The organism is Nonomuraea angiospora (assembly GCF_014873145.1).
Taxonomy (GTDB): domain Bacteria; phylum Actinomycetota; class Actinomycetes; order Streptosporangiales; family Streptosporangiaceae; genus Nonomuraea; species Nonomuraea angiospora.
The window spans coordinates 2073019-2085399 of sequence record NZ_JADBEK010000001.1 but is presented as its reverse complement, the minus strand read 5'-3'; the positions used below and the strand labels follow the sequence as shown (position 1 = coordinate 2085399).

The 12381-nt window shown below is 72.5% G+C and carries 11 protein-coding genes; 3 read left to right on the top strand and 8 right to left on the bottom strand.

Annotated features, from left to right (window positions below; all coding sequences use genetic code 11):
- Window positions 1-2: 2 nt before the first annotated feature.
- Both H4W80_RS09480 and H4W80_RS09475 read right to left on the bottom strand, forming a co-directional pair.
- Window positions 3-950: an ABC transporter permease gene (locus H4W80_RS09480; protein ID WP_192784746.1), complete on the bottom strand. Its 948-nt coding sequence runs from the start codon at window positions 948-950 to the stop codon at window positions 3-5.
- Between the two features lie 14 nt (window positions 951-964).
- Entirely contained in the window at window positions 965-2533 is a 1569-nt protein-coding gene (locus H4W80_RS09475; RefSeq protein ID WP_192784745.1) for an ABC transporter substrate-binding protein, read from the bottom strand.
- 212 nt (window positions 2534-2745) lie between these two features.
- Between H4W80_RS09475 and H4W80_RS09470 the strand changes: the two genes are divergently transcribed.
- Window positions 2746-3681, top strand: coding sequence for an NADP-dependent oxidoreductase (locus H4W80_RS09470; RefSeq protein WP_192784744.1), 936 nt, complete (start codon window positions 2746-2748; stop codon window positions 3679-3681).
- Window positions 3682-3759: 78 nt separating this feature from the next.
- Here H4W80_RS09470 and H4W80_RS09465 read toward each other — a convergent pair whose 3' ends face one another.
- The 3 genes from H4W80_RS09465 to H4W80_RS09455 form a co-directional block, all read right to left on the bottom strand.
- Window positions 3760-5406 (bottom strand): GMC family oxidoreductase, encoded by a 1647-nt coding sequence (locus H4W80_RS09465; protein ID WP_225963338.1) that lies wholly within the window; start codon window positions 5404-5406, stop codon window positions 3760-3762.
- 98 nt (window positions 5407-5504) lie between these two features.
- Window positions 5505-5912, bottom strand: a complete 408-nt coding sequence (locus H4W80_RS09460) for a gluconate 2-dehydrogenase subunit 3 family protein (protein ID WP_192784743.1) — start codon at window positions 5910-5912, stop codon at window positions 5505-5507.
- The gene (locus H4W80_RS09455) at window positions 5909-6994 is read right to left on the bottom strand and encodes a Gfo/Idh/MocA family protein (protein ID WP_318786775.1); all 1086 of its coding nucleotides are present in this window, start codon (window positions 6992-6994) and stop codon (window positions 5909-5911) included. The genes H4W80_RS09460 and H4W80_RS09455 overlap by 4 nt, the downstream gene beginning before the upstream one ends.
- A gap of 137 nt (window positions 6995-7131) precedes the next feature.
- Here H4W80_RS09455 and H4W80_RS09450 point away from each other — a divergent pair, with 137 nt between their 5' ends.
- Entirely contained in the window at window positions 7132-7764 is a 633-nt protein-coding gene (locus tag H4W80_RS09450; RefSeq protein WP_192784742.1) for a response regulator transcription factor, read from the top strand.
- Between the two features lie 14 nt (window positions 7765-7778).
- Here H4W80_RS09450 and H4W80_RS09445 read toward each other — a convergent pair whose 3' ends face one another.
- Both H4W80_RS09445 and H4W80_RS63490 read right to left on the bottom strand, forming a co-directional pair.
- Window positions 7779-8267: a flavin reductase gene (locus H4W80_RS09445; RefSeq protein ID WP_318786774.1), complete on the bottom strand. Its 489-nt coding sequence runs from the start codon at window positions 8265-8267 to the stop codon at window positions 7779-7781.
- 95 nt (window positions 8268-8362) lie between these two features.
- Window positions 8363-9820: a PAS domain-containing sensor histidine kinase gene (locus H4W80_RS63490; RefSeq protein ID WP_192784741.1), complete on the bottom strand. Its 1458-nt coding sequence runs from the start codon at window positions 9818-9820 to the stop codon at window positions 8363-8365.
- Between the two features lie 136 nt (window positions 9821-9956).
- Between H4W80_RS63490 and H4W80_RS09435 the strand changes: the two genes are divergently transcribed.
- Window positions 9957-11087: an acyl-CoA dehydrogenase family protein gene (locus H4W80_RS09435; protein WP_192784740.1), complete on the top strand. Its 1131-nt coding sequence runs from the start codon at window positions 9957-9959 to the stop codon at window positions 11085-11087.
- Here the strand turns inward: H4W80_RS09435 and H4W80_RS09430 are convergent, their stop codons facing one another.
- A complete protein-coding gene (locus H4W80_RS09430) occupies window positions 11088-12341 on the bottom strand; it encodes an amidohydrolase (protein ID WP_192784739.1) in 1254 nt (417 codons plus the stop codon).
- Window positions 12342-12381: the final 40 nt, after the last annotated feature.

The following is a 12381-nucleotide window of genomic DNA, read 5'->3' as shown; positions in this document are numbered from 1 at the left end:
GCCTACGCTCCCAACGTGATCCGGGGGTCGAGTGCTGCCAGGATCATCTCGGTGAGGATCTGGCAGATCACCGCCACGAAGACGACGGCCAGGATCAGCACCTGCAGCACGGTGAAGTCGCGGGTCTGCACGCTGGAGACGGCGAGCTGGCCGAGGCCGTTGCGGTTGAAGATGGCCTCGATGATGACCGCTCCGGCGAGCAGGTTGCCGACCTGCAGGCCCACCGCGACGACCGCGGTGCCCACGCTGTTGCGCAGCACGTGGCGGATCGTGATCCGGGCGCCCGAGGCTCCCTTGCTGAGCGCGAGGTCCACGTAGTCCTCGTTCCTGGCGACCAGCATCTCCGCCTGCAGCAGCCGGGCCACGACCGCCGCGGGCGGGAGCGCCAGCGCGATCGCCGGCAGGATCAGGAACTGGAAGCCGATCACCGGGTCGTCGAGGAAGGCGACCTCGCCGCTGACGGGCAGCCAGCGGTTCAGCACGCCGAAGACGAGGATCAGCCCCAGGCCCGTGACGAACGACGGGACGGCCACGAGGAAGCTGTTGACCAGGTCGAGGCCGGCCCGCGCCCAGCGGCCGCGGACCGAGCCGACCAGGACGCCCAGGGCCGTGCCGATCGCGATGACCAGCAGCGTGGCCAGGGCGGCCAGCTCGACCGTGCTGCCCAGCCGGTCGCCGATGAGGCTGGCGACGCTGCGGCGCAGCAGGTAGGACTGGCCGAGGTCGCCCTGGAGCAGCCCGGCCATCCAGTCCGCGTACTGGATCACCAGGGGGCGGTCCAGGCCGAGCTGCCGGCGGATCGCGGCGATGTTGGCCGCGGTCGGGTCCGCTCCGGCGAGCGTGACCGCCACGTCGCCCGGCGCCAGGCGGGGCAGGGCGAAGGCCACGATCGAGCTGGCCAGCAGCACGAACACCAGCGAGGGGAGCTTGCGTATCAGGAACCGGACCATCGTCCCGCCTCCGGTTACTTGGACAGCCAGGCCTGGCTGACGTCGAGGAAGCCCATCTGCGTGGACCTGATGCCGTTCACGGAGTTCGCGCGCAGGGTGAGGGTGGGGCGGGTGACCAGCGGGAGCACGAACGCCTGGTCGATGAAGTAGGCGTCGTAGTCGCGCAGGGCCTTCTGCTGGTCCTCCGTGGTGCTGGCGCTGGTGACCGCCTTGACCAGCTTCGTGTACTCGGGGCTCTTGAAGTGGGAGACGTTGCCGTCCGCCAGCAGCTCCGGCCGGCTCACGACGGCGGTGGCCGGGGACAGGCCGTTGCTGTTCTGCATCAGGAAGGCGGGGGCGCCCAGGTCCTTCTTGGCGATCCTCGCGTCGTAGTCGGCCACGGGCACGACGACCGGGTTGGCGTTCAGTCCCACGGCGGCCAGGTTGTTCTTGACGATCTGGAAGACGCCGGTGGCCTCGGGCGAGTTCAGCGTGAGCACGTCGAACGAGACGTCCTTCACCCCCGCCTCGGCCAGCAGCCGCTTGGCCTTGTCCGGCTGGTAGGTGTATTGCTTGGCCTGGGCGGCGTCGTAGCCGACCGTCGAGGCCCGCCAGGGCACGTTGGTCGGGTCGGCCTGGCCGCCCATGACCTGCTGCACGATGCGGTCGCGGTCGATCGCGTAGTGGACCGCCTGGCGCACGGCCTTGTTGTCGAACGGCGGCTTGGTCACGTCGAACGCCAGCGGGACGGCCGCGCCGCCCGAGGTCACGAGGGAGAAGCCGGGCTGCTGGCTCAGGGTCCTGGCGTCCAGGGCCGCCATGCCGACGCCGTACTGGACGCGGCCGCTGCGGATGGCCGCGACCATGGCCGTCGGGTCCTTGATCAGGTTGATCTCGATGGTGTCGAGCCGGGTGCCCGCCGCGTCGCGGTAGCCCGCGTACTTGCCGAGCACCAGCTTGCCGCCCGGGGTCCACGACTTCCACGTGAAGCGCCCGGTGCCGTCGACCTTCGTGCCCGCGGCGTAGTCGGCGTAGGAGTCCTTGTTGAGGATGGGCATCGTCTCGAAGAGGTCGAAGATGTTCGGCAGCGGCTGCTTGAACGTCAGCGTCAGCTCGTGCTCGCCCTTGGTCTTCATGTCGGAGATCTGGGCGGCGATCGACTGGTTGGCCGCGCCGGTGGCCGGGTCCTGGACCTTCTGGAGGGCGAAGACGACGTCGTCCGCGGTCAGCTTGCGGCCGCTGTGGAAGGTCACGTCGTCGCGGAGCTTGAGGTCCAGGCTCTTGCCGTCGGGGGCCAGGGTCCACGACTCGGCCAGGACGCCCTTGGGCTGCCCGGTCTTGCCGTCGATGAGGGTCAGCGTCTCGAAGACCGCGTACTCCGCCACGACGTTGCCGAAGGAGGTCTTGAGGAACGAACCCGGGTCGGCGTCGCTCGTCTGGGCGACGACGAGGGTGCCGCCCCCGCGCACCGGGCCCGTGCTCGCGCCCGCGGAGTTCCCGATGGCGCCCTGGCTGGCGGCGCTGCACGCGGCCGAGGCGAGCATGGCCGCGCCGGCGGCGCCCGCGGCGAGACGACGGCGCCATACTGGCTTCGTCAGTGACATAGGTACTCCTCGAGACAATCTGGGGGCGTGCGGTGTAACGAGGTGTCGGGCATCGTACTAATTGCCCGAATTGTTGCCGTACGCGGAGTCACCGTTCTTCAGGTGGTGGCCTCAAACCCTAGAGCCGGAGGATTCGGGCGGCCCCCGCGCCGGTTCGCTGACCGGAACAGCCCTTCACCCCGGCCCCCGCCCGGTCGGTAGCGTCCCTGACCATGCCTCTCGCTTACGGGTTCATCGACTACGGCGGTCCGGATGTCCAGCGCTTCCTCGACGTTCCCGCACCCGAGCCGCAGCGTGGCGAGGTGGTCGTCGAGGTGCGCGCGGCCGGCGTCAACCCGGTGGACTGGAAGGTCCGCGCCGGCATGCAACGTGTCTTCCTGCCGCTGCGCCTGCCCGCGATCCTCGGGCGCGAGGTGGCCGGGACCGTGGTGCGGACCGGACCGGGGGTCACCCGGCTGGCCGTCGGGGACGCCGTCTTCGGCAGCACGGCCGGCGGGAGCGGCGGCTACGCCGAGCTGGCGGTGCTGCCGGAGGACCGGGCCGCGCGCATGCCGGACGGGCTGAGCTTCACCGACGCGGCTGCGCTGCCGATCGCGGCCGGGACCGCCTACGAGGGGCTCGCCGCCCTCGCCCCGGCCCCCGGGCGGACGCTGCTGATCCTGGGCGCCGGCGGGGGAGTCGGCACGGCCGCGGCCCAGCTCGCGGTCATGGACGGGGTACGCGTCGTGGGCACGGCGAGCGGGGCGAAGCACGCGTTCGTCGAATCGCTGGGCGCCACGGCGGTCGCCTACGATCGCGACGACGTCGCGGGCCGGCTGCGGGAGCTTCTTCCCGAGGGCGCCGGCGCCGTACTCGATCTCGTCGGCGGCGACGCCCTCCACGGTGTCGCGGAGGTGCTCACCGCCGGGACGCGGGTGCTCACCGTGGCCGGCGAGGAGATCGCCGCTCGCTTCGGCGCGCGACCGGTCTCGCGGGTCGGCGGCCCGGAGACGCTGTCGGCGCTGGCCGAGCTGGTGGTCGCGGGGAAGCTGGATCCGCGGGTCGGCCGGGTGTTCCCGTTCGCCGCGGCCGCCGAGGCGCTCGCGCTCGTGGAGGACGGCCACGCCACGGGCAAGGTGGTGCTCGACGTCACCACCCGGCCGTCCTGAACAGTCACCACCCGCCGTCCTGAACAGGTGCCACGCCGCTGTCCTGAACAGGCGTCACCCGGCCGTCCTGAACAGGCGTCACCAGTCGGCGCACAGCCGTTCGGCCGTCCGGAACGCCAGCGCCATGACCGTCAGCACGGGATTGACCCCGCCGTTGGTGACGTGTACGGAGGCGTCGGCGACATAGAGGTTGTCGTGCCCGTGGACCCGGCCCCACCGGTCCACGACCGACGTCCGCTCGTCGTCACCCATCCGGCACGTCCCCGACTGGTGCTGCCCGGCGTGCAGGGTCAGGGGCGCCCGCGCCGCCCACGCCCGGCGCGCTCCCGAGGCGAGCAGCCATTCACGGGCGCGGCCGGCGATGAAGTCGCCCGTACGAAGGCTCTCCGGATGGGTCGCGCCGGACAGGCGGGCGACCGGGATGCCCCACCGGTCGCGCACCTGCGGGTCGAGCCGCGTCCTCGCCTCCGGGTTCGGGATCTCCTGGACCGGCCCGCCCACCCGCATGACACGGCGGTAGTTGTCCCGCATGTACTGCTTGTTGCGCGCGCCCCAGCGGGGCAGGCCGGGCGGCAGGTTCCGGGCCCAGAAGGCCAGCGGCAGCACGGTGAACTCGTCCGCCAGCATCGCCCCGCCGATCACGCCGTCGTTGTAGTGGACGAAGTCGAGCGTCGCGAGCGAGACGCCGGGGCCCAGCCCGTCGTGCACGGGCTCGTCCATCTCGCCCAGCGCCCAAGCGTAGGCGTGGCCCTGCAGGTGCCGTCCCACCTGGTCGTGGTTGTTGCCCAGCCCGTGCGGCTCGCGCCGGGTCGGCGAGTTCTGCAGCAGCCGGGCCGTCTCGATCGCGCCGGCCGCGCAGATCACCACCTCGGCCTCGGCGACGTGGCGGGCCCCCGAGCGATCCACCCAGCGCACGCCGGTCACGCGGCCCGACGGGTCGCATTCGAGGCGTTCGGCGACGGCCTCCGGCAGCAGCCGGGCGCGGCCGGTGGCGAGCGCGCGGCTCAGCACGGTGTTGTGCGAGCCGTTCTTGGCGTCGGCCGGGCAGGCGAAGCCGACGCAGTGCTGGCAGCGGGTGCAGGCGGCCCGCCCGCCGTACGGCACCGAGTTGATCAGCAGCGGCACCGGCAGCACGTCCCAGCCGAGGGCGGCCGCGCCCCTGCGCAGGGCGGCGGCCTGCAGCCCCTCCGGGAGCGGGGACATCGGGTACGGCCTGGCGCGCCTCCAGTGGCGGCTGCCGGCCGCGTGGTCGCCGCAGACGCCGATCTCCCACTCGGCGCGCTCGTAGTAGGGCTCCAGGTCGTCGTAGCCGATGGGCCAGTCGGCGAGGCTGCTGCCCGCGGGCACGCCGTACGTGCTCGCCATGGTGAAGTCGGCGGGCAGGAAGCGCCACGCCTGGGCCCCGTAGAGCCGGGTGCCGCCGCCGACCAGCGTGGCGTTGCCGTGAAAGCCCGGCTCGTGCGGGCGTACCACCTTCTCGCCCCCCGTGGCGTCGACGACGACGCGCGGGCCGTCCTCGTAGTCGGGCCCGGACCGGTGCGGATAGCGGGTGAGGCGGTGGTTGCGCAGGTGGTCGCGGCCGATCTCCTCGAAGGTGAGGTCGCGGCCGCGCTCCAGCACGAGCACGTGCTTGCCCGCCTCGGCCAGGACCGCGGCGGCGACCCCGCCCCCGGCGCCCGATCCGATCACGACCGCGTCCACCCGCATCAGCCCCGTACCTCGCATCCGGTCACGACCCGCATCAGCCCTGCACCCCGCATCCGGTCACGGCCCGCATCAGCCCTGCACCCCGCATCCGATCACGGCCCGCGTCCGCCCGCGCATCAGTCTCCTACCTCGAATCCGATCATCCGCCAGGAGACGGCGTCGTGGTTGCCGCCGTTGCCCGGGTCGCCGTAGAAGCCCTCCATGACGTGCCCGACCACCGTCTCCACGAACGCCGCCGCGTCGAACGGCCACGGCACGCGGGTGTCGCCCGACTCCAGCGCCCGCAGCAGCTCTTCGCGCCGCCCGGGCGGGAGCTCGGGGAAGCCGGCGCCGTGCCGCTCGCGCGCCTCGGCCTCGACGGCGTCGAGTCCCGCCCCGTAATAGGCGCGCAGGTCGGCCAGGTCGCGGCCGAACTGCCCCGCGAGGTAGTCCAGGACGCCCGCCTCGGTGCCGCTCGGGTAGTCGTCGGCGGGGACGATCGTGTCGACCACCGCGCCCAGCGTCGCCGCCTGCCCCGGGGTCACTGCGCGAATCGGGGGGCCGGGCGCTCGCACGTGCTCTCCAGCCGGACGACCTGGCCGGGCCCGTCGATCGCGGAAAGGGCCTCGAGCACGTGGAAGGCGAACGTGGCGTTGGCGCGGTGGGGGCCGCCCTCGATCGCGTCGGCCAGATCCCGCACGCCGAGCCCGCGGCGGGTCTGCTCCTTGGTGCCGACCGCGCCGAACAGGCCGACGACGGGCGGCAGGACCGACCAGTCCGCGTCCCCGTGCCGTCGCACCCGTACGTCGCCGTCGAAGTGGTTGGGGTTGGGCAAGGTGAGCGTCCCTTCGGTGCCGTAGACCTCGATGGCGGGCAGCTCGCTGTCCCAGACGTCGAAGCTCATCAGCGTGGTGCCGATGACCCCGGAATCGAAGACGAGGACGGCGGAGGCATGGGTCGCCACCTCGACGTCGATCCGGTCCACGACGCGGTCCGGCGCGGTGACCGCGCGCACCGGCGCGCCGACGCGGGCGGCCCCCGCCACGGACCTGACCGGGCCGAGCAGGTTCACCAGTATGGCCAGATAGTACGGCCCCATGTCCAGCACGGGTCCGCCCCCGCGCTGGAAGAGGAATCGCGGGTCCGGATGCCAGGTCTCGGCCTTGCTGTGCCGGATGAACGCCGACACGCCGATGGGCTCGCCGATCAGCCCGTCGTCGAGCGCCTTGCGCGCGGTCTGGGAGGCGCTGCCCAGGAACGTGTCCGGCGCGGAGCCCAGCACGCGCCCGCCGTCCTCGGCCGCCGCCAGCACCTCCCGCGCCTCGGCGACGGTCGCGGCGAGCGGCTTCTCGACGTAGACGTGCTTGCCGGACTCCAGGGCCCGGATGACGGTCCTCGCGTGGTGGGCCGGCGGGGTCAGGTTCACCAGGATGTCGATCGAGTCGTCGGCGTAGAGCTCGTCGCCGTCCCCCCAGGCGGGGATGCCGTGCTCTTCCGCGGCCCGCTTGGCCCTGTCGACGTCGATGTCGCCGACGCGGACGATCTCCAGCTCCGGGTAGCGGGCCAGGCCGGTGACGTAGCGGCCGAAGATGTTGCCGGTGCCGAGGATGCCGATGCGGTGGTGCACGTGATATTCCGTCCTTCTGATTGCGTACGGGGACCGAGGGAAGTCAACGTCCGGCGCGGCCCGCTCTCCAAGCCCGCCAGTCCGCTGGCCGAACCGGCCGGATTGCCCCGCTCCGGCGGGTCGCGCATAGTGCGGGCATGAGCGGGACCGAATCGGCCGTGGCCGGCCCGGTGGTGCACATCGTCGATGACGACCACGACCTGCGGCGCTCGCTCGTCTTCCTCTTCGAGAGCGTCGGGGTCCAGGCGCTCACCTATCCCGACGCCGCGACGTTCCTGGCCGAGTACGACGCCGCCGAGCCCGCCGTGCTGATCGTCGACGTGCGGATGCCCGGCTTGAGCGGGTTCGAGCTGCAGGAGCGGCTGCTCGGACTCGGCTATCCCGCCCCGATCATCTTCTGCTCCGCCCATGGTGACATCGCGATGTCGGTACGGGCGATGCGCCAGGGCGCGGTCAACTTCCTCGAGAAGCCGTACAAACCGCAGCAGATGCTCGACGTCGTCCAGGAACAGCTGCGGGAGGCCGAGCGACGCTTCCGCGAGCACGCCCACCGGCGGGCCGTCGGCGAGCGGGTCGAGTCGCTCACCACGCGGGAGCGCGAGGTGCTCAGGCTGGTCGTGGACGGCCTGCCCAGCCAGCTCATCGCCCGCCGGCTCGGCACCAGCGTCAAGACCGTCGACGTGCACCGGGCCCGGATCAAGGCCAAGACCGGCGCGGACAGCCTGGGCGCGCTGGTCCGCGACGTGCTCCAGTGCCGGATCGAGCCCTGACGAGCCCGGCGGCCTCAGGCGGTGAGACTGTGGAAGCGGCGCTGGAAGTAGACCAGGGCACCGCTGTCCAGCCGTGAGGTGACCGCGTCGATCTCGACGAAGGCCACCGTGTGCGAGCCCTGCCGGCGCCTGGTGACGATCCGCCCGGTGACCGAGGCGAGCGCGTCGCGCAGCACCGGCACGCCGTAGGTGGCGAAGTCCCAGGAGCCCGCGCCGAACCGCTCGGAGGTCGGCACGTTCGTGGCGCCGGCGAAGTGCATCGCCAGCTCCTCCTGATCGGTGCCGAGCACGTTGACGCAGACCCGCCCGTTGGCCATGACGATGTCGTGCGAGCTGCTGGAGCGGTTGACGCAGACCAGCATGGTCGGCGGGGAGTCGGTGACCGAGCACGCCGCGCTCACGGTCACCCCGGCCCGGCCGTGACGGCCGTCGGTGGTGACGACGTTGACGGCGGCGGACAGGTTCGCCATCGCGGCCCGGAAACGGCGCTGCGCCTCGGTCACGGCTGCCTCCTGAAAGTGATCGGCTGCCTCCGAACCTAGGCCGCGCCCCCCGGCGCCGAAATCGAGACTTCATCCACGCCGGCTGAGGATTTCCCCTACGCGCCCGGCTCTGCCGGCGGCAGCGTGAACCCGAACCGCGACCCGCCCCCCTCCCGCCTCTCGGCCCGGATCGTGCCGTGCTGGCGGGTGATGATCCGGTGGCTGAGCGCCAGGCCGATCCCGCTGCCGTGCTCCTTCGACGTGAACGACTCCGCGAACGGGTCGCGCGGCAGCCCCCGGCCCCGGTCGTCGACGGTGAAGCTGCCGTCGGGGGCGGTGGCCACGTCGATCCGCCTCTCGGCCGCCGGTGACTGCCCCATCTCGTCGACGGCGTTGAAGCAGAGGTTGAGCACCACCTGGCCGGTCAGCACCCGCTCGCAGCGCACCAGGACCGGCTCGGGGGAGAGCCGGACCCGGACCTCGACCCCGAGCGGCGCCGCCCGCAGCCGCACGAAGTAGAGGCACTCCTCGACGACGTCGTTGAGGTCGGCCACCTGCTCCACCTGCTCAAGGTGGCCGACGAAGGCACGCACCGAGCTGACGATCGCCGCGGCGCGCTCGATCTGGCTGACCGCGCTGGCGACGCCCTGGGCCAGCCCGCCGGCCTCCGGCAGCCGGGCGGCCCGGGTGCGCACGCCGGCCAGGAAGTTGGCGGCGGCGGCCAGCGGCTGCCCGAGCTCGTGGGCGATCGCCATCGCCATGTCCCCCATGGCGTTGTAGCGGGCCAGGTAGTTCTCCCGGTGCAGCTCCCGGGCCCGGCGGACCTGGTCCTGAACCCGGTCGGAGACATCGTGCAGGATCATCAGCAGCGCGGTGGCGTCCTCCTCCCGCAGCCGCTCCAGCGAGCCCTCCAGCCACACGCGGCCCGCCTCCAGTTGCACGCGGGTGACAGGGGCGGCGCGGGCGAGGACGTCGGCCCAGCTCGCCTCGCGGCCGTCGAGCCGCAGCCGGGCGAAGGCCGTCAAGGGCCGCATCGGGCCATCCACTGGAGCCCCGATCGCGGCGAGCGCGGTATCCGTCGCGAACCTGATCTTGCCGGTCTCGTCCAGCATCAGGGCGAGGGTCGAGGTGTAGTGGGCGAGCGCGTCGACGTACGACGTGGTGAGCCGCAGCTCGCGCTCCACCCGCTGCTCCCGCTCGATGTCGCGGAACTGCACCATCACCGCCGGCCCCCGCGCGAGCTCGACCCGCACCGCGAGCGCGTCCGTCGGGATCACCCGGCCGGACTTGGAGCGGTAGTGCCACTCGATCCGGCTGGCGCCCTTCTCGACGGCGTCCTGCAGCCAGGCGCGGCCGATGACCCGGTCGTACTGCTGCGCCGAGCTGCTCATGTGGTCGGCCTTGAGCGGCCGGATCTCGCTCAGGCCGAACTCCAGCAGCTCGCAGGCCGCCGGGTTGGCCCACAGGATGTCCTTGGTCGCCGCGTCGTGGATGAGGACGCACATCCGGGAGGCGTTCATCATCGCGACGAAGTCCGCGGCGACGAGCTCGGGGGCCCGCGGATCTACTCGCACCGACACAGGGTAGGTCACCCGGCGGAGGGGCGGGGGATGAAGATATCCCCTACGTCAAGGTGAGGAAATGACGACTGACGGGCGGGAGCGTTCTTCCTAACCTCGGAGCACACCGTCAGACCCATGAGGAGCAAGGATGGCGCAGGACGATCCCGCCGCGTTCGACGCGATGCTGGCCGAGCTGGCCGAGCGTCGCCAGGAGTTCCGCGAGCAGCGCTACGTCCCCGGAGACTTCGTCGACCGGCTCAAGCGGCTCGGCCTGTACCGGTGCGCGACGCCGGAGCGGTTCGGCGGGGAGACGATGCCGCCCGCCGAGTTCCTGAAGAAGATCGAGCGGATCTCGGCCGTCGACGGCTCCACCGGCTGGGTCGCGAGCTTCGGCTCCCAGCTGGTCTACCTGGGCTCGCTGCCGCTGGAGACCCAGGCCAAGCTGTACGCCGGCGGCCCCGACGTCGTCTTCGCCGGGGCGCTGTTCCCGATCCAGCGGGCCACCCCGACGGAGCGCGGCTTCCTCGTCAACGGCCGGTGGAAGTTCGCCAGCGGCTGCATGGCCGCCGACATCGTCTGCGTCGGCATCCCCGGAGACGACCTGACCTCGGGCAAGCCGCGCGGGGCGCTGATACGTCCGCAACGCCTGGAGATCGTGCAGGACTGGGACGTCGTCGGCATGCGGGGCACCGGCTCCTTCGACCTGATCGCCGAGGATGTCGAGGTCGACCGGGAGTGGACCTTCATCCGCGGCGGCGAGCCGGTGGTCGACGAGCCGCTCTACCGCTATCCCGCGATCACGTACGTCGCCCAGTCGCTCTCCGTGGTCTCCGCCGGCGTCGCCCGCGCCGCCCTCGACTTCGCCGAGGGGGCCGGCAGCGGCCGGGACAGCATCACCGGCGCCCCCAAGCTCGCCGACCGCGCCTACTACCGCGCCGGCATCGCCGAGGCGGAGGCCGCGCTGCGCTCCGCCCGCGCCTACTTCTACGAGGCCGCCGACGAGGCGTGGGAGACGCTCGTCGCCGGCGACCTGGTCAGCGACGAGCAGAACGCGCACCTGCGGCTGTCGGCCGCGCACCTCGCCCGGACCGCGTCGGAGGTGGTCCACAAGGTCGTCTCGCTCTCCGGCACCGCCGCGATCTACCAGGACCACCCGCTGCCGGCCCTGCTCGGCGACGCGCTGGTGCCGCAGGAGCACGCCTTCCTCAGCCCGGCGATGTACGACGCCGCGGGCGCCGTACTCATGGGCCTGCCGCCCACCGTCCCCGCCTTCCGCTGATCAACCCCGCCGGATCAGCGATTCGAGGAGGTCGATCCCGATCGGGATCGACTCCTCCGCCACGTCGAAGTCCGCGCTGTGGTGCGGCCCCGGGCTGCCGCCTCCGATCATCAGGTACGCGCCCTTGCCGCCGCGCCGCTGGACGTGCCGGATGAGCAGGTTGGCGTCGTCGCTGCCGGCGAACGCCTGGGTCCTGGTCACCTCCGCGACGCCGGGGTGCGCCGCGGCCACGTCCACGATGCGGTCCACCACGTCGTCGTCGGGGGTCACGGTGGCGGAGCGGCCCGTCACGACCAGCGCCGCCTCGACGCCCTGCGCGCGGGCGGCGCCGTCCACGATGGAGCGGATCCGGTCGACCAGCTCGTCCACGACCTCGTCGTCGGTGGCGCGCGCCTCGCAGGTCATCACCGCCGAGGACGGGACGATGTTCACGCCGTCACCGGCGACGAGCGTGCCGACGTTGAGCCTGGTGTCCGCGGACCCGTAGCGGGGCAGCGCCATGATCGCCAGCGTGGCCATGGCGGCGGCGAGCAGCGCGTTGCGCCCCGACTCGGGCGAGCCGGCGGCATGCGAGGCCCGGCCCGTGAAGTCGACCTTCAGCTTGCGGGTGGCCATGCCGCCGGTGAAGCTGCCCACGACGTGGCCGACGCCCAGCTCGCCCGCCATGTGCACGGCGAGCATGACGTCGATGTCGTCGGCCACCCCGGCGTCGATCATCGTCTGCGCACCGCGCACCCCCTCCTCGGCGGGCTGGAACAGCACCCGCAGCGAGCCCGCGAAGTCGCGGTCGGCGAGGCGGTGCAGCAGGCCCACGCCGATGGTGGCGTTCGCGTCGTGGCCGCAGGCGTGCATCGCGCCGTTCACCGCCGCGAAGCCGTTCGCGGCCGGGAAGTGGGCCGGGTCGGCGGACTCCCGGATCGGCAGCGCGTCGATGTCGGTGCGCAGGCCCCATCGCGGCCCCGGCCGGGCCCCGGCCAGGTCGACGACCAGCGCGGTGCCGTTCTCCTGGAAGTACCTGGCCCGCTCCGGCGGGATGCCGGAATCGACGGCGCGGGCCGCCCATTCGGCGAGCGTGCGCGGCGACGGGTAGTTCACGACGGGGGCGAGGTCGTGGGCGTCCTTCCCGGTCAGGACGGTCACCGGCAGGTCTTCGACGGCCCGCGCTATCCGGGCCGCCGTCCCGATCTCCACGAAGGCGGGCTCCGGATGGCGATGCAGCTCCCGCCGGAATGCCCTGAGCTCCTCGATGTCCACGCGACCTCTTTCTCTGCGCACTGATCAACGGCCGGGCGGT

What these genes read in the sequence shown, in the direction of transcription:
- H4W80_RS09480 (WP_192784746.1), bottom strand. Translation starts at nt 950, where the DNA reads ATGGTCCGGTTCCTGATACGCAAGCTCCCCTCGCTGGTGTTCGTGCTG.
- H4W80_RS09475 (WP_192784745.1), bottom strand. Translation starts at nt 2,533, where the DNA reads ATGTCACTGACGAAGCCAGTATGGCGCCGTCGTCTCGCCGCGGGCGCC.
- H4W80_RS09470 (WP_192784744.1), top strand. Translation starts at nt 2,746, where the DNA reads ATGCCTCTCGCTTACGGGTTCATCGACTACGGCGGTCCGGATGTCCAG.
- H4W80_RS09465 (WP_225963338.1), bottom strand. Translation starts at nt 5,406, where the DNA reads ATGCGAGGTACGGGGCTGATGCGGGTGGACGCGGTCGTGATCGGATCG.
- H4W80_RS09450 (WP_192784742.1), top strand. Translation starts at nt 7,132, where the DNA reads ATGAGCGGGACCGAATCGGCCGTGGCCGGCCCGGTGGTGCACATCGTC.
- H4W80_RS09435 (WP_192784740.1), top strand. Translation starts at nt 9,957, where the DNA reads ATGGCGCAGGACGATCCCGCCGCGTTCGACGCGATGCTGGCCGAGCTG.